We start from the raw sequence: 25,997 nt of genomic DNA, 5'->3' as shown, positions 1-25,997 counted from the left end.
TTATTTCGTATAGATTGTTATGATCTTGTGCTATACTAAGAGTACCATTAACTTTACTTCTGTATTTGTACCGACTGGCCCTGTTGAAAAACAGGGCTTTTTTATGTTTGTACACAAAAAAACAGATCCTTTAAAGGATCTGTTTCTGATATGTTGTGTTTCTTATGCTTTTTGAACGTTAGCAGCTTGAGGTCCGCGTTGACCTTGTTCTACGTCAAATGTTACAGCTTGACCTTCGTCTAAAGATTTGAAGCCTTCGCTTTGGATTGCTGAGAAGTGTACGAATACATCGTCTCCACCTTCGCGCTCGATGAATCCAAAACCTTTTTCTGCGTTAAACCATTTTACTTTACCTTGTTCCATAATTGTTGCCTCCTCGTGCGGACTCGCACATTGTGGTACTATTCTTGCTCAAATCTAAAGACGAAAAGTGACAATACTCATACATCCCCACCGAACAAAAATAATTCTCTTACATCTTAGCAGAAATTTCCTATGTTTGCAAGCGCTTTATTTAAAAACCATTCGTATTTTTTAGACAAGTTTTTTATAAATCATGTCTAAAAAATGTCACATTTTGAACATTATAGAAAGGCTATTCTTTGTATTCGCTTTTACTGTAGTTATATAATAATGAAAATATGCTTTTTCTAAAGATAGACGACAAGCATAAGAAACGTACATACTGAGTGCTGAAATGGAGTGGTAAAGATGAAGGTGGGTTTAATTGGTTTAGGAAATATGGGATTACCGATGGCGGAAAATATGATAAAGGCGGGTCATGAACTTGTTATTTATAACCGTACTGCTTCGAAGGCGGAAAGTCTTGTGAAAAAAGGAGCAAAGGTTGTGGAGACACCTGCTCAAGCAGCACAAGAAGCGAATCTTGTCTTCACAATTCTTTCAAATGATGAGGCTTTAGAAGAAGTAACGCTTTCAGAAGCCGGTGTACTTGCAGGCCTTCAAGAAGGTGGTATTCACGTCTCTGTGAGTACTATTAGCGTAGATTTGTCGGAAAAATTAACAAGCGCACATGCTGCATCAGGACAGCATTTTGTTGCAGCGACTGTTTTAGGTCGCCCCGACGCAGCAGCTGCCGGGGCTCTCAAAGTAATAGTTGCAGGTAATAAAGAAGCAAGAGAGCACGTTTGGCCGCTGTTTGAAGCGATTGGTCAAACTATTTTCACTGTAGGAGACGAGCCTTACTTATCAAATGTAGCTAAGCTTGGCAATAATTTTTTATTAGTATCGATGTTAGAAGCTGTTTCTGAAGCAGTAGTCATGGTAGAACAGTATGGCATGCAAGCGGAAGAGTTTCTTGAAGTGGTTAATAGCTTATTTGCATCTCCTGTGTATAAAAATTACGGCAATTTAATTGCTAAAAGAGACTTTGATCCGGCCGGGTTCAAGCTGGAGCTTGGACTAAAGGATGTAAACCTGGCTATTGATGCAGCCAAAAAAGTGTCCGCTCCGCTTCCGTTAGGAGAGCTTGTGAAAGGTCATTATGAACAAGGAATCGAAAATGGCTGGGGTCATTTAGACTGGTCTGCTTTACTAAAAACAGTTGAAGCTCTAAAAAAAGATAACTAAAAAGACGAAAAGGAGTGCAGCCAGTGAAAGCGAAAGGAAAGTGGGTATGGATTGTATCCTTGATTTCGATTATTTCGTGTCTGCTGTTTGCAGCGGGACTTGGAATGTCTATTTATGATTATGTTAGCGCCTCAAAATCTACTGTAAAAGAAATGCCAAAGCCAAAGCAAGAAACAAGCAGCAGTAACAAAAGTACAAAGAATTATACGATTGTTGCTTTAGGAGATTCACTGACAAGAGGAACAGGAGATGCAGCGGGAAAAGGATACGTTGGGTATTTAAAAGATAATCTTGAAGAAAAAACGAAGAAGAAAATTCTCTTAAGTAACTTTGGAATAAAAGGTCAAACGTCTTCGCAGCTGGCAAGTCAAGTAAAGCAGCAGGAAATTCAGCGGCAGGTTAAGTCGGCAGATACCGTGCTGATCACCATTGGAGGAAATGACTTATTTCAAGGCGGACAAACGCTGCAGAACTTAAATAAAAACAATATTCAAAAGCTAGAAAATGACTATTTAAAAAACGTAGACAGCATCTTAAAAAGCATCCGGTCGGCAAATAAAGACGCGACGATTTTTTTAATTGGTTTATACAATCCGTTTAGTAACCTGCAAGATGCAAAAACGACAACGGCTATTGTACGAGAATGGAATTACAAAAGCAGTGAATTAAGTGCTAATTATAAGCAAACTGTTTTTGTTCCGACCTTTGATTTGTTTCAGCTAAAGGTAGATGACTACTTATATACCGATAAGTTTCATCCTAATGCAAAAGGCTACAAGCTGATCGCAGAACGTGTAGCATCGCTTATTACGTGGTAAGGGAGGGAATGATATGAGTGAAGTAACGCTTTCAGTAAAAGGACTGAAAAAAGTAATAGGAAAACGAGAAATTATCAAAAATATTGATTTTGAACTAAAAAGAGGCGAAGTGTTCGGCTTTTTAGGACCCAATGGAGCCGGTAAAACGACAACGATTCGAATGCTTGTCGGCTTGATTCGCCCGACCGCTGGTTCCATTTATATTTGTGGATACAGCGTATCGAAGCAGTTTACAAAAGCGATGGAACATATCGGCTGTATTGTTGAAAATCCTGAGCTGTATCCATACTTAAGCGGCTGGGAAAATCTGCAGCACTTTTCACGCATGATTCCTTCTATGACAGAAGAACGCATTCATGAAGTGGTGGAATTAGTTGGCTTGCAAGAGCGTATCCACGATTTAGTTCGCACGTATTCGTTAGGTATGAGGCAGCGTTTAGGAATTGCGCAAGCGCTTCTCGGAAAACCAAAAGTGCTTATTTTAGACGAGCCAACGAACGGACTAGACCCTTCTGGGATTCGGGATATGCGTAAATTTATTCGCTTTTTAGCTGAAAGTGAAGGTCTAAGCGTCTTAGTATCGAGTCATTTACTGAGCGAGATTCAGCTAATGTGTGACCGAGTAGCGATTATCGCAAAAGGAGAAGTTATTCACACAGAATCGGTGAAGACCCTGTTAACTCAGCAAGAGCGTTTACTGTGGAAGCTAGATCCGCAGCCTGCAGGAATAGACGTTTTAAAACAAGTGACGGACTTTGTACAAGTGCAGGGGGAGTACGTCACGACGTTTTATGAAGAAGCTGAAGCGGGAGAGTGGAATAAACAGCTCATTGCAGCAGGAGTAACGGTAAAAGAAATGAATCGAAAGCTTCCAACTCTTGAAGATTTATTTATCGAAATGACAGGAGGCGAATCGATTGATTAGTTTGGTTCAAAATGAAATGATCAAGCTCGTTCGAAAAAAGCGCCTGTTAATCGTTACTCTTATTATGGGCGTTTTGATTTCCATGTTCACCTATGCTCAGCTTCGCGAAACACAGCGCCTTCAAGAAAAGCTAGGAACGACCGATTGGCGCAGTACGCTGCAGCAAGAAATTATCGATACGCAAAACCGGCTGAGCGGAAGCCAAATTTCAGATGATTGGCGCAAGCAGCTTGAAATTCGCGTGGCGCAGCAACAGTATTATTTAGATAATGATATCAATCCTTCGGAACCAGGGGCACCAACGTTTGTGCGAGGATTCATTGAAAACGCCATTCAGCTTTTGCTGCCGCTGATGATTATGATTATTGCAGCGGATTTAGTGTCTTCAGAGTACAGCTTGGGATCCATCAAGGTATTGTTGACGAGGCCTGTGAAACGGTGGAAAATCCTGCTTAGTAAATACATCACGCTCGTCATGTCCGTCTCGTTTTTAATTTTAATGTTTGGCGTTTTGTCGTATCTCATTTCTGGCGTTGTATTTGGATTTAAAGGCTGGACAGCGCCTATTCTTACGGGATTTAGCGTGCAGGGCAATGATTTGAATACAGCGGACGTTCATTTAATTTCGCAGTGGAGATATATTTTAATGGAGTTTGGTCTTGCTTGGTTTGTATCTCTGGTGGTTGGAACGCTTGCTTTTATGCTGTCTGTTTTAATTAAAAGTACGGCTGCGGGTATGGGTGTGATGCTTGCTTGTTTGATTGCAGGTACGATTTTAAGCAGCATGGTTTCTTCATGGCATTCGGCTAAGTATTTGTTTATGGTTAATTTAAATTTAACTTCTTATCTGCAAGGAACAGCTCCTCCGACTGAAGGAATGACATTAGGGTTTTCCTTGGGTGTTTTAACCATTTGGGGACTTGCCGGGCTGCTCGTGTCGTTTCTGGTATTCACCAAAAAAGACGTGTACTAATTCCGTATAAGTTGACGATAATCAGGAACGTGCGTTATGATTGTGTTAACAAAAAATGCTGTTTTGCTCAAAGGGGAGTAGCTCTTGCAGTAAAGTCGTCATTTCGAGATTATTATCTCCGGCTTTATTGACAATGCAAATTGTTAGCGAGACCTTTGCCAATGTTGCCATTGGTAAAGGTCTGGATAAAAACACCTTTACCACATGTGGTAAAGGTGTTTTTTGTTATTTCAAAATGAGAGAGGAGCTTAAAAATGTCAAAACTATCGAGACTGTTAAAAAGCCCCGCTGTAAAAAAAGGAATAAAAAAAGCTGTACCCATTATTATGAAAGAGTTAAAGAAACGAAAATCGAAAAGAAGATAGCAGAAAAGAAAATAAGAAAGGTTGAGTGCTAAGTGAAAAAGTGGATGCTAGTCATATCAACTGCTGTTCTTTTTATGGTCGGCGGCTGTTCTTTTCTTGAAGATACAAGCAGTACGCTGAACTACGCAAACGATGCGAAAGATTACGTGAGTGAAGCACAAAAGTTTGCTGAAGAAATACCGCCTCTAGCGGAAAAAGCTGTTAATGATGACGAGGCAATAAAGAAGCTAGAGCAAAAGCTACAGGAAATGAAAGGAAAAGCTGAAGAATTTAATCAAACAAAAGCTCCTGACATCGCTTCTGATGTGCACGATCAGCTTGTTCAACAAAATGAAAAAATCATTAGTGGAATTGAAGCGTATGAAGCCAATATAAAGGATGGCAGCTTCAATCCAGAAGCGCTAAAAAACAGTGAATTGTTTCAATCAATTCAAGATGTATCAAGTATTATGAAACAAATTAAAGAATTAGGTCAGTAAAAAAGCGAGCCTGGGACAAAAGTATGTAGTTGAAGAAAATCCGAACGATGAATCGAGATTCTTGATGGAGAATCAACTTCGTTCGGATTTTTTTATTTGTAGGGTGAACGTAGGTTTCATGTGTATAGATGCTTTAGGTTGGATTGATATAGTAGGTATGTCTTATAACTCAACCTCGTTTCCGTGTTATAAATGTAAAATTATATAAATATATCTATTTATTAGAAGACAAAAACCTTCTCTTTCTTTTTTATATCTACGAAATTTTGTTAGAAGCTGTGACAAACTTAATGTCTGCTTTTCATACCCTATGTATAGTACATATATACACACCGCTTGAAATAAATTTTTTTTGAATGAAAAGGGGGCGTGGGAACGTTGATGTATTAGGTAATAAGACTCATTTTAAAAGGAGGGTTCATCCAATTAATAAAAACTATAGTCCTTGGTTTTGAAGAGAGAAACTAAAAAAATTTTTTCCGTTTACAAAAAGTTAATAAAACGCATACAAATGGTTTACTAAAAAATCAAAAAATTTACATCCTTTATAAATCTTTTCTGCTATACTATTTTTGAACAGTTGCTAGATTTATAGCGATGATAACTTACTTGAAAGGTGAATGGTAGATGAAAAAGAATACTCGCAGTAAAACGAAGAAAATCCTATCCACATCACTGGCACTTTCTCTATTATCTATGCCTCTTTTAACTACACAGGCAGGAGCGGAAGAACGTCATCCTGGACAAAGCTCACAGCAAAGCAAGCATCAAGGCCACAATAAAAAAGATGCGCTTGTGAACATACGCCTGATGGAAACAACCGACGTTCATACGAATCTATTAAACTATGATTATTTCAAAGACGCCCCTTATGAAAAAGTAGGTTTAGCTAAAACCGCTACCTTAATCAAAAATGCTCGAAAAGAAGTAAAAAACAGCTTATTAGTAGATAACGGAGACCTCATTCAAGGAACGCCTCTAGGCACGTATAAAGCCAAGATTAACCCGCTGAAAAAAGGTGAAGTTCATCCTGTATTTAAAGCAATGAATCAGCTGGATTACGATATTGCAACGCTTGGAAATCATGAGTTCAACTATGGATTAGACTTCTTAACAGAAGCGTACAACGATGCAAATTTCCCTTACATAAATGCCAATGTCTACGTTGATGATCATGACAACAACCCGAAAAATGATAAAAATAAATTTACGCCTTATAAAATTATGAATAAAAAAGTCGTCGATGAAAATGGAAAGAAACGAACGATTAAAGTTGGTTTCATTGGTTTTGTGCCGCCTCAAATTAACGATTGGGATAAAGCAAACCTTGATGGAAAAGTCATTACAAAAGGCATTGTGGAAACAGCCAACAAATATATTCCAGAAATGAAGAAAAAAGGCGCGGACGTAGTTGTTGCAATGACTCACTCTGGGTTTAGCAGCAACAAGCAAAACACGGAAGATGTCATTTACTCATTAAGTGAAGTAAAAGGCATTGACGCTATTACGTTTTCACACACGCATAAAGTCTTCCCTGCTAAAACGGAAGCTTCGCTAGACGGTTTGTTTCTTGGAGCAGATAAAAAACCTCTTCCTGGCGTTGATAATGCAAAAGGAACGATCAACGGCGTTCCAGCTGTTCAAGCAGGTTACGGCGGAGGGTCACTTGGTTTAATCGACTTAACGTTAAAAGAAGAAAAAGGAAAATGGAAAGTAGTAAGCTCTCAATCGTCCACGCGTGAAACGTATAAAGACGTAAAAGATGCGTCAGGGAAAACGGTTACGCAAAGTACGGTAGAACCGGATAAAGGTGTTGTTAAAGCAGTTCAAAAAGATCACGATGCAACGGTTAAATATGTGAACACACCAATTGGTAAAACGACGGATGATATTCACAGCTATTTTTCTCTTGTAAAAGATGATCCATCTATTCAAGTGGTAACAAATGCACAAAAAGATTACGTAGAAAAATACGTTTCTCAAAACAAGCCGGAATATAAAGACCTTCCGATTTTATCAGTGGGAGCGCCTTTTAAAGCAGGAAGAAACGGCGTGGATGAATATACGGAAATTAAAAAAGGTGACTTAACGATCCGAAGCGCTGGCGACCTGTATCTATATGACAACACGTTAAAAGCGGTTAAAGTAAAAGGTTCTGTTGTAAAAGACTGGATTGATATGTCTGCCGGTAAATTTAATCAAATTACACCGAACAAAACAGAAGAGCAGGAATTATTAAACCCAAGCTTCCCTGTTTATAACTTCGACGTAATTGACGGCGTTCAATACCAAATCGACGTCACAAAACCAGCAAAATACGATGTGAATGGAAACGTGATTCACGGAGATTCAAGCCGCGTTGTTAACTTAACGTATAACGGCAAGCCGGTTGATCCGAACCAAGAGTTTATCGTTGTGACAAATAACTACCGAGCTGGCGGAGGCGGAAACTTCCCTGGTCTAAAAGGAAGCGAGCTCGTGGTGGATTCAGCGGATGAAAACCGTCAAATTCTAATGGACTACATCACCGAGCAAAAAGAAATTACACCAACAGCTGACGATAACTGGTCCATTGCACCAATTAACGGAACGGCTAACGTGACGTTCACAAGCTCACCGCGCGGAGAAAGCTATTTAACTGAAGGAAGCAACATTACGTATACAAATAAAACGGATGACAAAGGATTCGGCATTTACAAAATTAATTTAAACGGCGAATCAAAAGATAATACAAAGATTCAGCTGTTAGGCATGAACGACCTGCACGGTCAGCTCGATACAGATACAAAAATCAATTCAAATGGCCAATCGCTGTTAGCTGGAAATATGAAATATACAGCAGCAGCTATTCGTAAACAAGAAGCTGAAAATCCGAATACGCTTTTAGTTCATGCTGGAGACATGATTGGCGGAAGCCCGTTAGTTTCAGCGCTGTTTCAAGACGAGCCAACGGTTGAAGTGATGGAATCACTTGGATTTGATGTGGGTACGCTTGGAAATCATGAGTTTGATGAAGGCATTGCTGAGCTTCACCGCATGATTGAAGGCGGAGACCATCCAAAAGGAACAAAAGGATACGACGGCATGAATTTCCCAGTAGTAGCGGCAAATGCTTATGATACGTCAACGAATAAATTAATTACGGAACCTTATGCAATAAAAGAAGTAGGCGGCAAGAAAATCGGCTTCATCGGCGTTGTAACACAAGAAACGCCAAGCATGATTGTTCGTAAAGGAAATGAAAACTTAAAAATTACGGACGAAGCAGAAGCGATTGATAAATACACGGCAGAGTTGAAAAAACAAGGTATTAAAGCCATTTTAGTACTTGCTCATAATCCATCTAATCAAAATGGAACGTCTACCGAGTTTGATGCAGCAGATATCGCTAAAAAAGTTGATGATGAAGTTGACGTGATCTTTTCAGCTCACAATCACGTATACAACAACAAAGTAGTAGATAACAAACTAATTGTTCAAGCTTATTCATACGGCTCAGCGTTTTCTGACGTAGACGTTGAAATCGATAACACGGGTGACATCGTAAAAAAAGATGCAAAAATTGTAACCGTATATCAAAAAGACTATACGCCAGATCCTGAAGTTTCAAAGATTATGCAAAAATATGAAGACTTAGCGGCACCTATTAAAGCAGAAGTGGTTGGAAAGTCATCTACTGATTTAGCAAAAGGCTATCCGTCTAGCGGGCCAACAGGTGATATCGCACTTGGAAACTTAATTGCTGACGGCATGAAAGCAGAAATGAACGCAGATTTTGCTTTAATGAATGGCGGAGGCGTTCGTTCACAGCTTGATGCAGGTGACGTGACATACGGTGATTTGTTTGCAATTCAGCCGTTTGGTAACGTCTTAAATAAAGTAAAGCTAAGCGGAGCAGATTTAGAAACGGTGTTAAACAATCAAATTACATCATCCGGACTAGATTTTCATATTGCAGGATTTAACTATACGTGGGATGGAAGTACGAATAAAGTAGTCGATATCACGCTTCCAGATGGAAGTAAAATCGACAAAGAAAAAGAATACACGGTAGTAGTCAATAACTATATGTATGGAAATGAAAAATACGGTATTGGTGCACTTTCTTCAGATATGGAAGTGGGACCAGAAGATTTACAAGCAACGGTAAACTATATTAAAACACTCAACAGCCCGTTTGAATACAAAGCTGAAGGCCGTATTCAAAACGTGGCAGCTGCTAAAACAGCTGAACAGCAAGAACCTACTTTGAAAATAGCTCAATAAGCCAAAAAAGACTGTCTCATAACTCGGATTTCCAGTTTAGAGACAGTCTTTTTTTAATAGTTTAACTTAAATTTTAAACTCTCAGTCAATGAATTTACGTTATAAAACATAGCTTAATTTTTGAAACAATCACCAAATTGTGGTATTCTCTCCATAAGAAGACTTACGTAAACGTTAAAAATAGTATCAAAGATTTCACTATTTTTTCATTTATCTACGCTATTATGTAAAGTTATATAGAACCTGTAAAAGAACGTGTTCGCTATAGTAAAGGAGTAAATAAAAGTGGCTATTAATCTACAAAAAGGTCAAAAAATTGATTTAACAAAAGGAAGAGAAGGCCTATCTTCTATTACGGTTGGATTAGGATGGGATCCTGTAAAAAAACGCAGCTTTTTTGGTTTCGGAGGAAACGGACCAAGCATCGACTGCGATGCGTCTGTTCTTATGCTCAATTCGAACGATAAGCTTGTAAGTAACTCAGCCGTTGTGTATTTTGGGAATCGTCATAGTAACTGCGGGAGCGTTAAGCATTCAGGCGATAATCTTACCGGAGCAGGTGAAGGGGACGATGAACAAATTTTTGTTAATTTAAAAAATGTTCCCGGAAACGTACATAAACTTGTGTTTGTGGTCAACATCTATCAGTGTGTTGAGCGAAACCAAGATTTCGGTATGATTAAAAATGCTTTTATCCGCGTTGTGGACAGCGCTAAAAACGAAGAGCTTGTACACTTTAATCTATCTGAAGATCATTCAGGAGCAACAGCTTTATTTGCAGGTGAAATTTACCGAGACGGGAATGAATGGAAGTTTTCAGCAACTGGAGATGCAACGAGAGATACTGGATTAGGAGAAATTGCAAACAAATATACAAAATAAACAACTAGAAAAGAGGGAATAAAATGGCTATTAATCTTTCAAAAGGACAAAAAGTAGATTTAACAAAAACAAATCCAGGATTGACAAACGTAGTAGTAGGTCTTGGGTGGGATGTAAATAAGTATGACGGTGGAAACGATTTTGATTTAGATTCATCTGTCTTTTTATTAAACGGAGCAGGAAAATGCGCTTCAGAATCTGATTTTATTTTTTACAACAATACGACGGGTGCAAACGGAGCGGTTGAGCATACCGGAGATAACCGTACAGGCGTAGGTGAAGGAGACGATGAGCAGGTTCAAGTAGATTTGAAAAATGTGCCTCAATCTATTGAACGTATCGCGTTTACCATTACGATCCATGAAGGGGAAGCACGCGGTCAAAACTTTGGCCAAGTAAGCAACGCCTACGTTCGTATTTTAAATGCAACAAATGACGAAGAGTTAATTCGTTATGATTTAGGTGAAGACTTCTCGATCGAAACAGCCGTTGTAGTAGGAGAGCTGTACCGACACGGCGGAGAATGGAAGTTTAATGCTATTGGCAGCGGCTATCAAGGCGGCTTAGCGGCACTTGTCAACGACTTTGGTTTAAACGCCTAATCATTAAAGTAAGAAAACGTACGGAGGATATTTTTATGTCAATTTCTTTATCAAAAGGTCAGCGCATTGACCTAACCAAAACGAACCCAGGCTTAACAAAAGTAATAGTAGGTCTTGGGTGGGATACAAATAAATATGCTGGATCTCAGGATTTCGATTTAGATGCATGTGCATTTTTAGCCAATAAATCAAGTCAGGTTGTAAATGACGAAGAGTTTGTTTTTTACAACAATTTGAAAAGTCCAAATGGCGCTGTGGAGCATACCGGTGACAACCGTACGGGTGCAGGAGATGGAGACGATGAGCAAATAGCCGTTGATTTTTCTCTTCTTCCTGACTACGTTGAAAAAATCGGAATTAGCGTCACGATTCACGACGCAGATGCTCGCGGACAAAACTTTGGACAAGTATCCAACGCGTTTGTTCGTCTGATTGATGCTGAAACAAATGAAGAAGTACTGCGCTATGATTTAGGTGAAGATTTTTCAATCGAAACAGCTGTCGTTGTATGCGAGCTATACAAGCACGGAAACGACTGGAAGTTTAATGCCATTGGCAGCGGATTTTCCGGTGGCTTGGCCGACCTTTGCCGCAACTACGGATTATCCGTATAAAAAAGGCATGGGATAAATGAAAAAGAAAGGGTGCTTTAACGAGTACCCTTTCTTTTTAGCATGTATATGTCTGAAAAGAAAGGAGCTGTAAGGCGTGAGTAAACTAATTGATCCTCATATCATTAATCTTAACGAGCAAAATGGAACTTCTCTTTTTTCTCAAGATGTTTCTCTGCGAGGTGACTTTATACAAAATGAGCAGCAAATTTCCTATAAACAAGTGGCAGGAAGATATGTAGGCACCCATCTTGATGCGGACGAGTACGCAGCTTTTCTTTATGAACTTGCGCATTCATCATCATCGATCCTTGTCCTGCACGATAAGCTTGATAAGTCCATTTCAAATGATAGATTAAAAGAAGTACAAACGATTCTTAAAATTAATCAAGAAGAACGCGGCCTTTCTGTCAATCGACTGTTTGCTTTTTTAGAAGGAAAAAAGCTGATCGTGAAGTCAGAAAATCCCGCTATACATAGAAGAATACGTGAAAAATTTATTGAAACGTTAACGTGTTTTAAAGAACAGCACGCAGAGGGGTTTATGGACGGGCATTTTCAACGCGTATTAATCGATTTAATAAAGTGGCAGTGGAATCATGTAAAACCTTGGATGGTCGATAAAGCCTTTCCTGAGCACGCGCCTCGCATCATGTGGTATGGAGATGCGAATAAAAGCGAGCAGTATTTTCTCTATTATTTGATTTTACTAGGTTTTGACGTCCTTACCTTTCATCCAGAAGGAAAGGATCATTTAAAAGAAGTAGATAAGAATCAACATTTAACAACGGTTTATACGTTTCCTTCTACTAGCTCGCTTTTACCTTTTCCAACGGATAAACCGGTTCGAAAAGGTACGGTAGCATTTCGAGCTTCTCAAGAAATTGAGCAAGTGCTTCATTCAGAGGAGTCTATGCTGTATAAACCGTGGCAATTTCGTTCGTATTTTCCAACTTCAGTTACTCTTAAAACGACGTATGATGAGATTTTTTTATTAATGAGAGAACGGGCGTTTATTCGTCCTAATTTTGAAGTGTCAAAGCCATATGTATACGTGCCGGTTCTGTTTTCAAAAGTGCTTGGCATTTCCAAAAACCGAAAAGAGTACTGGAGTAAAGTGCATGAGCTCATGCAAACAGAAAATGAGTTAGCTCTTACTGTTGACTCTGTTCCTTTTGCCCAAAAAATAGAAGGAAATAATCACTTTCACTACCAAGGCGCTCTCAGAAGTGATGGGACACTCAGTCCAGATAAAATGATTGAAAGCAACTGGTGGCGCTATAAAGAGCTGCCTATCGGGCTTCAACAAGGGCTAGCTGCAGCTATTTCCAGATACTGTGCACATTCAAAGCTCCTTCGGTTGGATCATGAAGATGCGTATCAGCATCAAATGTACTTGTTTAATCAGTCTTTGAAGCTTCCAAACAACGTGCTTCGCATGCTTCAAAAATTTGATTATACGCAGCACGTCCCTCGGCTCATTATTTATCACGGAAATGAACATGAAACGTTTACGCGTGAAGATGCAGCTTTACTGCTTCTATTAAATGAATTTGGCGTTGACATTGTTCTTTTTAATCCGACCGGTCAAATAGATATAGAAGCGTTTGTCGAAGAAAAATATTTCGATATACATTGGCTAGAAGAAATTAGCTTTAATGAAGAATTCAAAGAGCCGTCGCTCATTCAAAAATGGTTAAAACGAATCTTTTAAAGAAAGAAGGGTTTTTAAATGGCAACAAACGAATTACAGCCTTTAGATGTAAACGAAGCCGAAGAAGTTTTAGAAACAAAGCCTAATGAAGTAAAAGCAAAACTGCGAGAAGAGCCGGAAGTACGTCGCTTAGCAGAACAAATTGATTATAAAAATCAGCTGGCTTTACTTGAGTATGGGAAAGAAACAGCCAATGAAATTTCCTCGTTTTCCGGAAAAGTGCTTAGTACAATTAAATCGTCTAGCATGGAAGAGTCAAGTCAATTATTAAAGCAGCTTGGAAAGATTATGGACAAATTTGATGCAAAGGATTTTGTTGAAGATAAAGGGTTTTTCTCTAAGCTTTTTAAACGCGGTCAAAAAATAGTGGATAAGCTGTTTCAAAAATATGAAACAATGGGCTCTGAAATTGATAAAGTATATGTAGAGATTACAAAATATGAAACTGAAATGAAGCATTCAACCACGACGCTTGAACAGCTTTACGAGCAAAACTATCAGTATTATATGGAGCTTGAAAAATACATTGTAGCGGGCGAAGTGAAAGTAGAAGAGTTAAAACAAGAGGTAAAGGTGCTTGAAGAAAGAGCGTCGAGTGGAAATCAGCTGGCGGCAATGGAGCTTCAAACCTTAAAAAATGCGGTTGAGCTGATGGAGCAGCGATTATATGATTTAGAAATGGCAAAACAAGTATCTTATCAATCCGCTCCTCAAATCCGTATGCTGCAGCGAGGAAATACAAAGCTGATCGGCAAAATCAATTCTGCGTTTATTACAACGATTCCTATTTTTAAAAATGGACTCATTAACGCAATCGCAGCAAAACGTCAAAATTTAGTAGCGGAGTCTATGAACGAATTAGACAAACGCACAAATGAGCTGCTCATTCGCAATGCAGAAAACATTTCACAGCAAAGCGTTAAAATTGCCAAAATGTCCGGTGCTCCTAGCGTAAAAGTAGAAACGATGGAACAAACGTGGAATATTATTATGAAAGGAATGCAGGAAACAAAAGCAATCGAAGAGGAAAACAAACGCCTTCGTGAAGAAGGACTTGTTCGCTTAGCGCAATTTCAAGAAAACTTCAAGGCGCTTGAACATAAGATGTAACGAAAAAGCGGGAATCTTTACGATTCCCGCTTTTTTGCCTATACGTTTGCTAGAAGTCTGAACCGTAAGAGATTAGTGAAAAGCGTGAAAGGGTATCAGATATAAAAGAAGTATTATCCAAAATAAGATAGTTATTTCCAAAAGGCGTTCGTGTACGTTTATAATTTAAGTTAAAAATGCAAAAAACTTAATTATTTTAAGTTTTTTTGCTGGTTTTTAACTTTTCTTTGCGCTACAATTAGCTCATATCAAAGTAAAAAAGGAGGGTATTCGGGTGTATCAAGAACAGCGCATGAGTGCGATTATTGAATACCTTCACACACACCGCACGATTACATTAGACGAAATTTGCGATATGTTCACCGTTTCAAAAGATACGGCGAGGCGTGATTTAGTCAAGCTTGAAGAAAACGGCGAGGTTATGAGAGTTAAAGGCGGAGCAACGCTATCGTCAAGTCATATCATTGATTACAGTGAACGGACGCCTACCAAAGCGAAAGAACAAATTGCTAAAGAAGCAGCTGCGTTAATGTCGGAGGGGTATGACGTGCTTTTAGATACGTCCTCGACCATCGTACTGATGGCGAAGTATATGGATGTAAAGCATGTAACCGTTATTACGAATTCCATTGATAATGTGGATTTGCTCGATCAATATACAGCGTGTGATACGTTTTTGCTGCCGGGCAAGTTTAACGGGAAAAACCGTAACGTCACTGGGCCAAGAACGATTTCTACGTTGCAGGAATACAAAGTAGATCAGCTGTTTTTAGGTACGTGCGGCGTTGGTGCAGATGGTATTACATCTCCAAGTGAAGAAGAAGCGTTTTTAAAAAGACAGATGATTCAATGCGCAAGACAAGTTATTATGCTTGCGGATCATACAAAGTTTGAACGTGAATTTTTACATCGAGTATGTGATATGAGCGACATTGATATCCTAATTACAAATAAAGCGCCAGAAGTGGATGTAAAAGAAAAAATAGAACAAAATCAAGTGCGGCTTATCGTAACAGATTTTGATAAAGGAGAGGAAACACAATGAAGAAAATAAAAGTAGGATTAGTAGGATACGGATTTTCAGCAACGGTCTTTCACACGCCGCTTTTAAGCGTGTTAGACGAATTTCATATTTCAAAGGTAATGAGTTCAAATCCTGAAAAAGTAAAGAGTGACTTAGAGGATGTTGAAGTAGTGAGTACTCTCTCTGAACTTTTAGAAGATGACAGCATTGATTTAGTTATTATTACAACGCCTAGCGGCATGCACTATGAAATGGTGAAAGACGCACTACGCGCAGGCAAGCATGTAATTGTTGAAAAGCCGATGGTCGTATCAGAAAAAGAAGCAAATGAATTAATTCAATTAGCAAAAGAACAGGATGTTCAACTAAGCGTCTATCATAACCGCAGATGGGATAATGATTATTTGACGGTGAAACAGCTGATTGAAGAAGGGAAATTAGGCGACGTTAAAATGTATGAAGCGCATTTTGACCGCTATCGTCCAGCTGTTCGAGACCGCTGGAGAGAAAATGAAGGACCTGGGTCAGGAGCGCTTTACGATTTAGGATCTCATTTAATTGACCAAGCTTTACATCTTTTTGGAATGCCTGACTTTGTTCAAGGAGATGTGTTTGGTCAGCGAGATCATGCACGTACGGATGATTACTTCCACGTAGTGCTTGGATACGGTTCTCTTCGCGTTATTTTACATTCAAGTGCCATTGTGCCAAGCAACGGGCCGCGCTTTCAAGTTCACGGAACAAAAGCAAGCTATATTAAATACGGCATTGACGGCCAAGAAGATATGCTGAGAGCTGGCAAGAAGCCTGTGGATGATACGTGGGGAGCCGACAGCCCTGAACACTACGGTAAGCTGACCACTGGCGAAGGCGAAACGAAAGAAATTCCAACGCTGCACGGTTCTTATGTGACGTATTATCAAAAAATTGCCGACAGCCTGCTTCGAGGAGAAAAACTTCCGGTTTCAGCAGAAGAAGCTCGTGACGTGGTTAAAGTCATTGAAGCGGCATTTGAAAGCAGCAAAGAAAAACGAACGGTTTATTTTAACTAAGGAGCGAGAAACAGTGAGTAATCATTCGGCAGAGAAACTGCTTGAAAAAGTGGTTCAGCAGGAAAAAGAACTGATCTTTCATCAATTTACAAATGACCAGGCTTTACAGATCGGAACGGCCCTTATTAATGAAGCAAAAAGTAAAGGGAAAGCCGTTACAGTAAGCATTAAACGAAATGGTCAAACTCTCTTTCAACATGCGATGGAAGGGGCTATTCCCGATCATGAAGAATGGATTAAACGAAAATCAAACACCGTTCTTCGTCACCATCACAGCTCGTATTATATGAAGCTGTACTGCGAGTTAAAAGATCGTTCTTACGCGCAGTTTTACGCAGCGGATCCTCAGGAATTCGAAGCAGTAGGAGGGTCATTTCCAATTTCGGTTAAAAACGTCGGCGTAATCGGAACCATTACCGTATCAGGCATGTCGCAAGAAGAAGATCATGCACTTGTGGCAGATACGATTCGTAGCTTTTTGCAACAAAAATAAGCGGACTTCGTTGGAAGTCCGCTTATTTCATTAAAAGATGAGTGGCGATAAGGCGTGTGTTTTTTCTACATACATAAAAGCATCATATCGTTTTGACAAGCGAGAAGGAACATAATTTCCGTATTGTTCAATCTCTGGGTCGTATACAACACCAATGGCGCGATGGCCTATCGTTGAATGAAAAAATGTTCGGTTTTCCTCTGTGAACATGAGGTATTGATCAAAAGCACCTGCTCGGTGAATGGCATCTTCCCAGCTTCCTTCTATAGCTGGAGGAACGGTTAATTCCTGATGAGGATTACCCCAGCTATCAGAAGCAATGACCGTGCCGTGATGAGTTCCGAATCCGACGGCGTAAACATGCTTCTGTCCGTATTCTTCACGGGTAAGCTGACCTACATTCACCATGCCGCTGCTTTTCATGTCCGTTGCTCTTGCATCTCCGATGTGAGTGTTATGCTCCCATACAATTCCTTTAGCGCTATCTTTGTAGTAAGCTTGAATATATTTTAAAGCTTCTACCATATGACGATCGCGAATATTCCACGATTCATTGTCGTTGGTAATCATCGTATGATAATAAGCTTCAGCATTGCTTGCTACCAGCGCATTTACCTGCATACTAAGCGCAGCCTCAGGCTCATGAGTATAGGTATCTTTCTTTTGCTGAATGGTTTGTAAAAGCTCTAAGATTTCTACCATGCAGTTTTTCCCGTAAAGGGCAGAAGAAATTCCGTACATCTGTGCTTCGCGATGAAAAGGTTCAAAGCATTCAAAGGCTTTTTTCGCTTTCTTAGCATCAGAAGCGTGGTTGTTTTCTAAGTACTCAATAATGGCTTCCATCGATTCCCACAGGCTGTATACATCTAAGCCGTAAAAACCTACTTTTGGCTGATGTGCTGGCAAGTTGTTGTTATAATCACGAAGCCATTCAATCAATTCTTTTATTTCTTGATTGGCCCACATCCATGAAGGCCAGCGGCTAAAAGATTTTAAGACATCTTCGGCATTCGCGTATTGAGTTGTATATCCTTTAATGTAGCGATTAACTTCAAAACATGAAGGCCAGTCTCCTTCCACTGCTATAAAGGAAAAATCATAGTGCTGAATTAATTCTTTCGTAATAGCTGCTCGAATTTCGTAAAATTCAGATGTGCCGTGAGAGGCTTCTCCGAGAAGTACGTATTGAGCGCGGCTTGCTGTGTTAATAAGCGGCAGTAAGTCATCGACATCAGCAAAAGGCATAGAATGTTTTTTAATGGCTTCTATCATTTGAATGGTTTTTAGCATACGACCACCTTATGTTTAAGAAATGGATAGCAAGAGCTTGAGACAGCGAGTCTTGCTACCAGTTAACGCGTTTTTATTTTTATGAATTACCTGCTAAAGTGCTTAATAGCAGAATCATTTAAAGAAAAATCTTCTTTAGTAAGCGCCGTTTGATTCTGTGTTTCGCACTCTTTAGTAGGATGCTCTTCTTTTTTAGAAACAGCAGAAACTTCTTCGTTATTTTCATACGTGTGGTTTGTTGACATTATGTTTCACCTCTTGTATCTAGTGTTTGAGGTACAGAAAATAAAATAAGAAGAAATATCAGGAATACCTTGAAAAGAAAAGTATACGCTTTAAATTATTTGAACTCATGCAAAAAATTGTCTACACTAAACACTGATACATAAATCGAGTGAGGAGAACGTGAAAAGTTTATGAAGTTGATTTCGTGGAACGTAAATGGCATTCGCGCGTGTGTGCGAAAAGGATTTTTAGATTATTTTCAAGAAGTGAATGCGGATGTATTTTGTATTCAAGAGACGAAGCTGCAGGAAGGCCAAATTGATTTGCAGCTAGAAGGGTATTATCAGTACTGGAATTATGCCGTGAAAAAAGGGTATTCCGGAACGGCTGTTTTTACAAAGCAAAAGCCTTTATCCGTTTCATACGGTGTGGATAAAGAATCGGAAGACGAAGGACGTATTATCACGCTTGAGTTTGAACAATGCTATGTAGTAAACGTGTATACGCCAAATTCTAAAAGAGACTTAGCAAGGCTTGAAGAAAGGCTTCAATGGGAAGATGATCTGCTCGTGTACTTAAAAAAATTAAATACCCGTAAAGCAGTGATTTTATGCGGAGACCTAAATGTAGCACACGAAGAAATTGACTTGCGTAATCCAAAGCCAAACCGAGGCAATTCTGGTTTTACCATAGAAGAGCGAGGGAAAATGACGACGCTTCTTGCTAGCGGATTTCTTGATACATTTCGTTATTTGTATCCGAATCAAGAAGAAGCCTATACGTGGTGGTCGTATATGAACAAAGTGAGAGAACGAAATATCGGGTGGCGCATTGATTATTTTATCGTATCCGAGAGAATCAAATCCGTTATTCAAGAAGCTGCTATTCATCCGCATGTAATGGGAAGCGATCACTGCCCTGTGATGCTAGAATTAAATGTACCCCATCTATGATATCTTTCTATATAATAGAAGAAAAACGGAAAAAAGGTTGGTTCACGCGAACGGTTGCGGTATAGTAAACATATTAAAAAGTACAGAATGTTTTATAAGATAAAGGGGGAGACAGAGGTGAAGCGAGACTCGCTGCAAACCATTGAGCACGAAATTGCGCTGCTTGTTCGTCTAACAACGACGCACAGTCCTAAGCTTGGAAGCTTGGACCGTTCTGAGTATTTACTGTTAAGCGAGCTAGATCAGCGCAGTCCGCTCGGGATTAATGCATTAGCTGAAAATTTAAAGCTGAGCTTATCTACAGCTAGCCGGCAAGTATCTGCGCTTGAGACTAAACAGTTTGTCCGCCGCTTTCCAAGTCCGGAAAACGGGCGAATTAGTTTAATTGAAATGACGGATTCAGGAAAAGAGATTTTGCAGCATGTACAAAACAAGCGTAAACAGGCCTATGCTGAAGTATTAGAAGATTGGTCGGAAGAAGAGGTTTTAGCACTGGAAAAAAGTTTATCCCGCTTGAATCTCGATTTTAAAAAATGGCGCAGTAATGGATGTTAAAGCGAATACATATAGATGAACAAAAAGGCTATTGAAAAATAGTCTTTTTAAGTTGAAACAAAGAAGTTGATTTCTTCTTTAAAAGATGTATAATATGTAGTGCTGCTATAACTTGCATGATACAACTTGTACAATAAAATATGTAAGGAATTGTTAGTCATATGAAAAGAATTTAATAAAAGGAGGAATAAATATGAGTGAGAATAATCCAGCAGTAGCCTCCGACAAACAAGGTTTAAGCGTACCTAAATACTTGATTATGGCGATTTTAACGCTATTTTCAATTGGCCCTCAGTATTTTTTGAATTTATCTTACACGGTCAATCAAGTATTGATTCAAAATCGATTTGATGCGAGTACACAAAGCTTACTATTGCCATCTATTATTTCTAACTTGGCATTTGGACTTGGGGTACCTATTGGTCCGATGCTGACGAAAAAATATGGCGTGCGTAAAGCATACTTAACGTTCGTTTTAGTCTTTTTAGCGGGTTCAATTATCAACGTTTTTTCCGAAAACGTTGCGTTTTTATCCCTTGGTCGTCTGATTCAAGGCTTAAGTTCAGGAATGCTGTTTTTAACCATTATTCCAGCTGCGCTGATCTCGTTTCCGAATAAAATCCGAAACTTCTTTTTAGTGTTAGCAATCGGCGGACTGTTCGGTTCAACGGCGATTGGAGCCTTTTTAGGTGCTGTATCTCTTAGCATGGATAATTGGCGCTGGGTTTTTGTTTTAGGAATACTTGCTTCTCTTGTATGTCTGTTTATTGGATATAAGGTATTACCTGCTCACGACCCAACTCAGCAAGAAGATCGACCAGTGGATAAGAAAAGTATTTTTATTCTTAGTCTTATTATGATTTTATTAGTGTATCCACTGTATGAACTAAGATACGAAGGATTTGCTTCTATTCAAGTGTGGCCGTTCTTACTGGCTGCAGCAGGATTAGTTGTCATTTTTGTCTTAGTTGATTTAGCGGCTGAAAATCCGCTAGTACCATTAAAATCGCTGCTAGCCGTAAAACCAGTTGCAGGTACAATTATGGCAATTGGCGGTCATATGGCGTATATTCTAGCCATTGCAGGTATTAATGGCGTCATGCAAAATGTGCAAAATGCATCGTATACCACGCTTTCTTATTTTTATTTATACTTTTTTGTTGGGGTACTGATTTCAGCATTTGCAACGACATTCTTATATGACAAATTTGGTCCAGGTTACCTTGGAGCAATTGGATCACTTCTTATTGTCATTGTAGGATTTAGCTGGGTGAACGTATCAGCTGATACATCACTAGTAAGTTTATATGTTCACATTATGCTCTTTGGTATGGGTGTTAGTATGGCACTGGTATCCGGCGCGCTAGGAGCGGCACTAGCCGGAGATTTACATCAAGCTTCGATGCGGTCCATTTCACTGCACTCCATTCGAAATTTATTAGGAGCGATTGTAGCACCTGTGATTGGGTGGTTTGTTGTTCGACAAAATGCGATTTATTATGAAGATTTTCGAGGTCAAATTAGCTCAGTAGATCCTCAGGTGAAGCTGCAGTTATCTGAAATGATCAAACGCTATATGGGTATGGGAATGAGTCAAGCAGACGCAAAAACATCGGCCGTGACGGCTGTTGTAGCAGGCGCTAAAAAAGCGTCAATTTTACATGCGTATCACAACTTATTTTTCATGCTTGGTATTTTAGGCGTAATTATGCTCATTGCTTCACTAAGTAAAGCGTGGAGCGGTGAAAATAGAATTCTTGTTCAAAAAGAAGAGGTTCAAGAAGAAGCTGAGCCGCAAGAAGAAAGAAAAATGCTGCCGGCACCTCAAACAGAAGAAACCTCTGTATAATATACTAACTATAGAAAGAAGGAATTCCGATGAGTAAAAGTCGTTTATTGGTTACTAACATTGTTGGAATCATTGTGATTTTATTACTAGTAGGCTTTGGTGGATATTATTTCTACGAAAAAGCAAATTACGTTAAAACAGATGAAGCGCAGGTAGAAGCACCGCTTTCACAAGTCATCGCTTCAGCTAACGGTCAGTTAAGCGAATGGAATGTAAAAGAAGGAGATAGCGTTTCACAAGGTGATTCTGTTGGAAACTTAAAAGAAGGCGAAAAATCAACAGACGTAACGTCTATGATTGACGGAACAATTATTAAAAACAACGCATCTCAAAATCAATTAGTAAAAGCTGGCGATGTGTTAGCACAAACAGCTGATTTATCTAAAATCTACATCAATGCAAACATTAAAGAAACAGACCTAGGTGACTTAGAAGAAGGAGACAGCGTCGACATTACAGTGGACGGAGATTCAGGTAAAGTCTTTAAAGGCCATGTTGAAGCAATCGGCCGCGCAACAAACTCAGTGTCTTCTATGCTTCCTGCTCAAAATACAGGAAACTACACAAAAGTAACGCAAAAAGTACCGGTGAAAATTTCAATTGATGACGCATCAGATAAAGTTCTTCCAGGTATGAATGCGGAAGTGAAAATTTCAATTTAATAACGGGAAAAAAGCTGCTTCCTCTAAGGGAGCGGCTTTTTTTATGCCTAAACAAATAAAATAAAAAATGTGCTAAAAAGGGGATGTATACAAAGGAAATGTGTGGTAAGATACTTCTTGTTTGAAATTGGATATCGGTAAAGAAGGTGATGGGATGACCGCGGTCGAAACAAAAAAAGGGCCAAAAGAAAAGCTGAATTTGTTTTTCTTAACGTGGCCGATCTTTTTAGAAGTGTTTCTTTTTATGTTAATGGGGATTGCTGATACCTTTATGCTAAGTGCGCTGTCAGATGATGCCGTATCAGGAGTCGGAGCAGCCAATCAATACCTTCACATTGCGATTTTGGTGTTAGAGGTCATTGGTAACGGAGCGGCAATTGTTGTCTCTCAGTATTTAGGATCAAAACGGTATATGGAAGCGTCAAAGATTTCTGCTTTGGCCGTTACGTTAAATTTAGGAGTCGGGCTAGTCATTAGCGCGGGTTTTCTTTTGTTTTCCAGACATATGATGGAAGCGATGAACTTACAAGGTGACGTGCTGATGTATGCACAAAGCTATTTATCCATCGTTGGAGGAGCTATTTTTCTTCAAGCGATTATTAACTCTCTTGCAGCGATTATTCGCGTACATGGCTTTACGAAGCAGGCGATGTTTGTTTCACTTGGAATGAACATTTTTCATATTGCAGGAAACTATGCTTTAATTTTCGGGAAGTTCGGCTTTCCGGAAATGGGTGTGCAAGGAGCAGCGATTTCATCTGCGTTCAGCCGATTTGTTGCCCTTATTGTGTTCTTTTGGCTGCTGTATCAAGTGATGGAATATAGAGTGAAATTTCAATACTACATTACGCTTTCAAAAGAATATATCGGTAAAATTTTAAAAATCGGTATTCCATCGGCTTTTGAACAAGTGATGTATCAAGGCTGTCAAATTGTCTTTTTATACTATGCGACGTACTTAGGAGCAGAATCACTTGCTGCGAGACAGTACGCGATGAATATTTCAATGTTCATTTACTTATTTGCCATTGCAATTGGAATGGGTACAGCGATTATTGTCGGCCGTTTAGTAGGCGGAAACGAAAAAGATGAAGCGTACCATCGCGTATGGAAAAGCGTCAAATGGGCCAGTGCCGTAACGATGATGATGGTTGTTCTTGTGATGACATTCAGAACACAGCTGATCAGCGTGTTTACAGACAATCCGCATATTATTGAGCTTGGGGCGACGGTGCTGCTTCTGAGCATTGTGCTTGAAACGGGAAGAACGATGAACATTGTGCTGATTAACTCGCTGCGGGCAGCGGGAGATGCCAAATATCCGGTGTTAATTGGTGCGATGTCGATGGTCATGATGAGCTTGCCGCTCGGTTATTTCTTCGTTTTCCATTTAGACATGGGGCTCGCTGGCATTTGGCTTGCCATCGCAGCCGATGAATGGACGCGCGCAGTTATTATGTTTTTCCGCTGGAAAAGCCGAGCATGGGAAAACTACGGACTTATACAGCACGAACAAACAGCTGAAGAACCAACGCCGGTTCAAGTATAAAACGAAACCTCTGCAGGATGTGCAGAGGTTTTTTGCTGTGTAAAAAAACGAAGTGAAGCTGGTCTTTTTACGCAAAAAGCTTTAATTTGTGGGAAAAAACGGGTATAGGTACAAAGAAATGGTTTTATTCTACTTATTCTTTGTTTTAGATAACGGTATATGGTTGGATGACGTATTTAGACATGAGTCTTTTTTCTCTGATTTTCCATTTTTATCTCAATTCATGAAACTAGAAGCATAAAAAAGAGAGTTTTTTCCTATTTAGCTATAATGAGACAAATTTTATACTTATAATTATTGGATTAAACTCGAAATGTGCGGAACAGGAGGAACGATATGGGGTTAGGAAGCGTATTAGACGGACTGCTGGGTGAAGTATCTGGAAGAGTCTCAGATGTAGAAGGGAAAATTTCTAAGCTAAGAACGGCTAAAAGTAAAATTGAGCATGAACAAGCTGTTTCATTAAAAGAAATTGAACATATCAAAAAGCCTGAGCTGGGAGACAAATGGACGGGTACGTTATCGGATGATTTTGACGAAAAACGTACGGCAGCCTACGACAACATAAAAGGCATTTTAGACGGTGATTACGATGGATACATTCGTGAAATTGAAACAAAGATATGGGCGCTAGAAGCTGAAAAAGGAGCTTTGAGCGGCTTGAACGCCGTTATTGGAGAAGCGGATTCTTTATTAGCTAAAGGTGAAGAAGCCTATGACGCAGTAGAAAACAAGATTAGTGAAATTAGAAGGGGGCTGTTTTCATGACAATTAAGCTTGATCACGCTGACGTTATCAAAAAGCTTGAAGCAGTCAGCACAGCGATTGGAAATTTATCCATTAGCAAAATGCCTGACCTTGGAAAAAACAGCCTTGATACTACAGAGAAATGGGAAGCGCGCGAAGAAGAAATTCAAACGCTTATTTCTACTTATATAAAAGCACTAAACAAAAACGTAAAAGATACAAAATCTAATGTAGACTTACTAAAAGAACAAGACGAATCTATTATCCATTCGTAGCAGCAAAGGGGGATGACTGTGGGAAAAGTATACGATGCAAAAGCGCTGTTTGATGTAGCACAAGACAGGGAAAAAGCCTACGATGAGTTACTAAGCCAGCTGGGTGAACTGAAAAAAGCGCTGCAGGGCGTAGCGGACTTAGATGGCAGCTTAGAAGGAAAAGGCGCTGACAATATAAAATCTTTTTATAAGCAGCACGCCGATACGGCCGGACAGTGGGAAAACTTAATTAAAATGCAGCAAAGCTATTTTTCAACGCTTCACGTTAAAGCTGAAAAAGCAAAGCTATCAGGAAGCACGATTGTAGATGAATCATTTTTAGAAACAGAGCTAAAAAACGCCAATAGCAATGCTAAAGAAATGGTTGCGCAGCAGCACGACGATCTGCAGAGTATTTTAAACGGCATCGATGATATCGTCTCTATTTCAGCGTTTTCAACGAGTGAGTTTAACGATAAAATAGAAGAAGCAGAGAAAAAACGCACCGATACAATTGAAGCAGTGAACCAGCTTGACGCTGAATGGTCAAAAGAATACAGCGAAATGGACGATTTCTATGCGGTAGTGGATACGCTAGTAAGCGGCTTAGAGCTTGCTACGAGTCAAGGAGGAAGTGTCTATCAGCTTGCCTTTGACGAAAAAGCCTATCACGACAGCGAGCTGTATAAAGTTCAAACAAAACTAAACGACTATGCAACTTCATATGTTGACTATAACAAGCAGCAAGAAGAAGTATACGAGCTGGAAAAAAAGCAAGAAGCAGAAGCAAAAAAGCCGTGGTATGAAAAAACGTGGGACGCGGTTTCTACCTTTACAGGAGAGGTCAGCGGATATTATGATTATAAACGAGCAGCAGAAGGCGTGGACCCTGTTACGGGTGAAAAACTTTCTACCTCACAGCGCGTCGCAGCAGGAGCCATGGCAGCAGCCGGCTTCATTCCGGTTGTCGGCTGGGTAGGAAGAGCCGCAAAAGGCGGAAAAGCCATCT

Annotated in this window: 25 protein-coding genes; 22 read left to right on the top strand and 3 right to left on the bottom strand. The window is 39.5% G+C overall.

Annotated elements, in window-relative coordinates; genetic code table 11:
• Positions 1–162: 162 nt before the first annotated feature.
• Positions 163–363: a cold-shock protein gene (locus tag AC1D0Y_RS24270; RefSeq protein ID WP_013057405.1), complete on the bottom strand. Its 201-nt coding sequence runs from the start codon at positions 361–363 to the stop codon at positions 163–165.
• Positions 364–711: 348 nt separating this feature from the next.
• Between AC1D0Y_RS24270 and AC1D0Y_RS24265 the strand changes: the two genes are divergently transcribed.
• From AC1D0Y_RS24265 to AC1D0Y_RS24200, 14 genes are all read left to right on the top strand, one after another.
• Entirely contained in the window at positions 712–1,590 is an 879-nt protein-coding gene (locus AC1D0Y_RS24265; protein WP_060746653.1) for an NAD(P)-dependent oxidoreductase, read from the top strand.
• A 23-nt stretch (positions 1,591–1,613) separates the two neighbouring features.
• Positions 1,614–2,408 carry an SGNH/GDSL hydrolase family protein gene (locus tag AC1D0Y_RS24260; protein WP_060746654.1) on the top strand — a complete coding sequence of 265 codons (795 nt, stop codon included), beginning with the start codon at positions 1,614–1,616 and terminating at the stop codon, positions 2,406–2,408.
• Between the two features lie 13 nt (positions 2,409–2,421).
• Positions 2,422–3,333 carry an ABC transporter ATP-binding protein gene (locus AC1D0Y_RS24255; RefSeq protein WP_060746655.1) on the top strand — a complete coding sequence of 304 codons (912 nt, stop codon included), beginning with the start codon at positions 2,422–2,424 and terminating at the stop codon, positions 3,331–3,333.
• A complete protein-coding gene (locus AC1D0Y_RS24250) occupies positions 3,326–4,306 on the top strand; it encodes an ABC transporter permease (protein ID WP_013057401.1) in 981 nt (326 codons plus the stop codon). Before AC1D0Y_RS24255 ends, AC1D0Y_RS24250 begins: the two co-directional genes overlap by 8 nt.
• A gap of 397 nt (positions 4,307–4,703) precedes the next feature.
• Positions 4,704–5,150: a DUF6376 family protein gene (locus AC1D0Y_RS24245; protein ID WP_028408237.1), complete on the top strand. Its 447-nt coding sequence runs from the start codon at positions 4,704–4,706 to the stop codon at positions 5,148–5,150.
• A 627-nt stretch (positions 5,151–5,777) separates the two neighbouring features.
• A complete protein-coding gene (locus AC1D0Y_RS24240; RefSeq protein WP_060746656.1) occupies positions 5,778–9,416 on the top strand; it encodes a multifunctional 2',3'-cyclic-nucleotide 2'-phosphodiesterase/3'-nucleotidase/5'-nucleotidase in 3,639 nt (1,212 codons plus the stop codon).
• A 285-nt stretch (positions 9,417–9,701) separates the two neighbouring features.
• The gene (locus tag AC1D0Y_RS24235) at positions 9,702–10,298 is read left to right on the top strand and encodes a TerD family protein (RefSeq protein WP_043983012.1); all 597 of its coding nucleotides are present in this window, start codon (positions 9,702–9,704) and stop codon (positions 10,296–10,298) included.
• A 23-nt stretch (positions 10,299–10,321) separates the two neighbouring features.
• Complete coding sequence (locus AC1D0Y_RS24230) at positions 10,322–10,900, top strand: TerD family protein (protein WP_025751616.1); 579 nt, start codon at positions 10,322–10,324, stop codon at positions 10,898–10,900.
• A 35-nt stretch (positions 10,901–10,935) separates the two neighbouring features.
• Positions 10,936–11,514: a TerD family protein gene (locus AC1D0Y_RS24225; RefSeq protein WP_025751617.1), complete on the top strand. Its 579-nt coding sequence runs from the start codon at positions 10,936–10,938 to the stop codon at positions 11,512–11,514.
• 94 nt (positions 11,515–11,608) lie between these two features.
• Positions 11,609–13,225, top strand: coding sequence for a YceG family protein (locus AC1D0Y_RS24220; RefSeq protein ID WP_060746657.1), 1,617 nt, complete (start codon positions 11,609–11,611; stop codon positions 13,223–13,225).
• A gap of 18 nt (positions 13,226–13,243) precedes the next feature.
• Entirely contained in the window at positions 13,244–14,335 is a 1,092-nt protein-coding gene (locus tag AC1D0Y_RS24215) for a toxic anion resistance protein (RefSeq protein ID WP_060746658.1), read from the top strand.
• A 274-nt stretch (positions 14,336–14,609) separates the two neighbouring features.
• Positions 14,610–15,380, top strand: coding sequence for a DeoR/GlpR family DNA-binding transcription regulator (locus AC1D0Y_RS24210; protein WP_060746659.1), 771 nt, complete (start codon positions 14,610–14,612; stop codon positions 15,378–15,380).
• Positions 15,377–16,411 (top strand): oxidoreductase, encoded by a 1,035-nt coding sequence (locus AC1D0Y_RS24205; protein ID WP_477707972.1) that lies wholly within the window; start codon positions 15,377–15,379, stop codon positions 16,409–16,411. Before AC1D0Y_RS24210 ends, AC1D0Y_RS24205 begins: the two co-directional genes overlap by 4 nt.
• 13 nt (positions 16,412–16,424) lie before the next feature.
• Positions 16,425–16,904 (top strand): heme-degrading domain-containing protein, encoded by a 480-nt coding sequence (locus AC1D0Y_RS24200; protein WP_132018890.1) that lies wholly within the window; start codon positions 16,425–16,427, stop codon positions 16,902–16,904.
• 30 nt (positions 16,905–16,934) lie between these two features.
• On the opposite strand, the gene AC1D0Y_RS24195 is transcribed toward AC1D0Y_RS24200, so the two are convergent.
• Both AC1D0Y_RS24195 and AC1D0Y_RS24190 read right to left on the bottom strand, forming a co-directional pair.
• Positions 16,935–18,194, bottom strand: a complete 1,260-nt coding sequence (locus tag AC1D0Y_RS24195) for an erythromycin esterase family protein (RefSeq protein WP_060746662.1) — start codon at positions 18,192–18,194, stop codon at positions 16,935–16,937.
• 86 nt (positions 18,195–18,280) lie between these two features.
• Complete coding sequence (locus tag AC1D0Y_RS24190) at positions 18,281–18,439, bottom strand: hypothetical protein (RefSeq protein WP_165802510.1); 159 nt, start codon at positions 18,437–18,439, stop codon at positions 18,281–18,283.
• A 171-nt stretch (positions 18,440–18,610) separates the two neighbouring features.
• Here AC1D0Y_RS24190 and AC1D0Y_RS24185 point away from each other — a divergent pair, with 171 nt between their 5' ends.
• The 8 genes from AC1D0Y_RS24185 to AC1D0Y_RS24150 form a co-directional block, all read left to right on the top strand.
• Entirely contained in the window at positions 18,611–19,372 is a 762-nt protein-coding gene (locus AC1D0Y_RS24185; RefSeq protein WP_060746663.1) for an exodeoxyribonuclease III, read from the top strand.
• Between the two features lie 117 nt (positions 19,373–19,489).
• A complete protein-coding gene (locus tag AC1D0Y_RS24180) occupies positions 19,490–19,927 on the top strand; it encodes a MarR family winged helix-turn-helix transcriptional regulator (protein WP_060746664.1) in 438 nt (145 codons plus the stop codon).
• Positions 19,928–20,120: 193 nt separating this feature from the next.
• Positions 20,121–21,776, top strand: coding sequence for an MFS transporter (locus tag AC1D0Y_RS24175; protein ID WP_060746665.1), 1,656 nt, complete (start codon positions 20,121–20,123; stop codon positions 21,774–21,776).
• 29 nt (positions 21,777–21,805) lie between these two features.
• Positions 21,806–22,438: a biotin/lipoyl-containing protein gene (locus AC1D0Y_RS24170; RefSeq protein WP_060746666.1), complete on the top strand. Its 633-nt coding sequence runs from the start codon at positions 21,806–21,808 to the stop codon at positions 22,436–22,438.
• A 154-nt stretch (positions 22,439–22,592) separates the two neighbouring features.
• Positions 22,593–23,987 (top strand): MATE family efflux transporter, encoded by a 1,395-nt coding sequence (locus AC1D0Y_RS24165; protein WP_014459767.1) that lies wholly within the window; start codon positions 22,593–22,595, stop codon positions 23,985–23,987.
• A gap of 336 nt (positions 23,988–24,323) precedes the next feature.
• On the top strand, positions 24,324–24,755 hold the full coding sequence (locus tag AC1D0Y_RS24160) for a YwqH-like family protein (protein ID WP_013057382.1): 432 nt from the start codon (positions 24,324–24,326) through the stop codon (positions 24,753–24,755).
• Positions 24,752–25,009 (top strand): YwqI/YxiC family protein, encoded by a 258-nt coding sequence (locus AC1D0Y_RS24155; RefSeq protein WP_013083474.1) that lies wholly within the window; start codon positions 24,752–24,754, stop codon positions 25,007–25,009. Before AC1D0Y_RS24160 ends, AC1D0Y_RS24155 begins: the two co-directional genes overlap by 4 nt.
• A gap of 18 nt (positions 25,010–25,027) precedes the next feature.
• Positions 25,028–25,997, top strand: a 970-nt coding sequence (locus tag AC1D0Y_RS24150) for a T7SS effector LXG polymorphic toxin (protein ID WP_477707971.1), incomplete at its 3' end; no start/stop codon positions are given.

The organism is Priestia sp. P1_B12_1, assembly GCF_056406695.1.
Note: the sequence above shows the minus strand (reverse complement) of the source record. Positions and strands in the feature narration are given on the sequence as shown.

Coding starts and splice junctions, on each gene's coding strand:
- AC1D0Y_RS24185 (WP_060746663.1), top strand. CDS start 18,611: ATGAAGTTGATTTCGTGGAACGTAAATGGCATTCGCGCGTGTGTGCGA.
- AC1D0Y_RS24190 (WP_165802510.1), bottom strand. CDS start 18,439: ATGTCAACAAACCACACGTATGAAAATAACGAAGAAGTTTCTGCTGTT.
- AC1D0Y_RS24170 (WP_060746666.1), top strand. CDS start 21,806: ATGAGTAAAAGTCGTTTATTGGTTACTAACATTGTTGGAATCATTGTG.
- AC1D0Y_RS24195 (WP_060746662.1), bottom strand. CDS start 18,194: ATGCTAAAAACCATTCAAATGATAGAAGCCATTAAAAAACATTCTATG.
- AC1D0Y_RS24205 (WP_477707972.1), top strand. CDS start 15,377: ATGAAGAAAATAAAAGTAGGATTAGTAGGATACGGATTTTCAGCAACG.
- AC1D0Y_RS24265 (WP_060746653.1), top strand. CDS start 712: ATGAAGGTGGGTTTAATTGGTTTAGGAAATATGGGATTACCGATGGCG.
- AC1D0Y_RS24155 (WP_013083474.1), top strand. CDS start 24,752: ATGACAATTAAGCTTGATCACGCTGACGTTATCAAAAAGCTTGAAGCA.
- AC1D0Y_RS24230 (WP_025751616.1), top strand. CDS start 10,322: ATGGCTATTAATCTTTCAAAAGGACAAAAAGTAGATTTAACAAAAACA.
- AC1D0Y_RS24215 (WP_060746658.1), top strand. CDS start 13,244: ATGGCAACAAACGAATTACAGCCTTTAGATGTAAACGAAGCCGAAGAA.
- AC1D0Y_RS24240 (WP_060746656.1), top strand. CDS start 5,778: ATGAAAAAGAATACTCGCAGTAAAACGAAGAAAATCCTATCCACATCA.
- AC1D0Y_RS24225 (WP_025751617.1), top strand. CDS start 10,936: ATGTCAATTTCTTTATCAAAAGGTCAGCGCATTGACCTAACCAAAACG.
- AC1D0Y_RS24160 (WP_013057382.1), top strand. CDS start 24,324: ATGGGGTTAGGAAGCGTATTAGACGGACTGCTGGGTGAAGTATCTGGA.
- AC1D0Y_RS24270 (WP_013057405.1), bottom strand. CDS start 363: ATGGAACAAGGTAAAGTAAAATGGTTTAACGCAGAAAAAGGTTTTGGA.
- AC1D0Y_RS24165 (WP_014459767.1), top strand. CDS start 22,593: ATGACCGCGGTCGAAACAAAAAAAGGGCCAAAAGAAAAGCTGAATTTG.
- AC1D0Y_RS24175 (WP_060746665.1), top strand. CDS start 20,121: ATGAGTGAGAATAATCCAGCAGTAGCCTCCGACAAACAAGGTTTAAGC.
- AC1D0Y_RS24255 (WP_060746655.1), top strand. CDS start 2,422: ATGAGTGAAGTAACGCTTTCAGTAAAAGGACTGAAAAAAGTAATAGGA.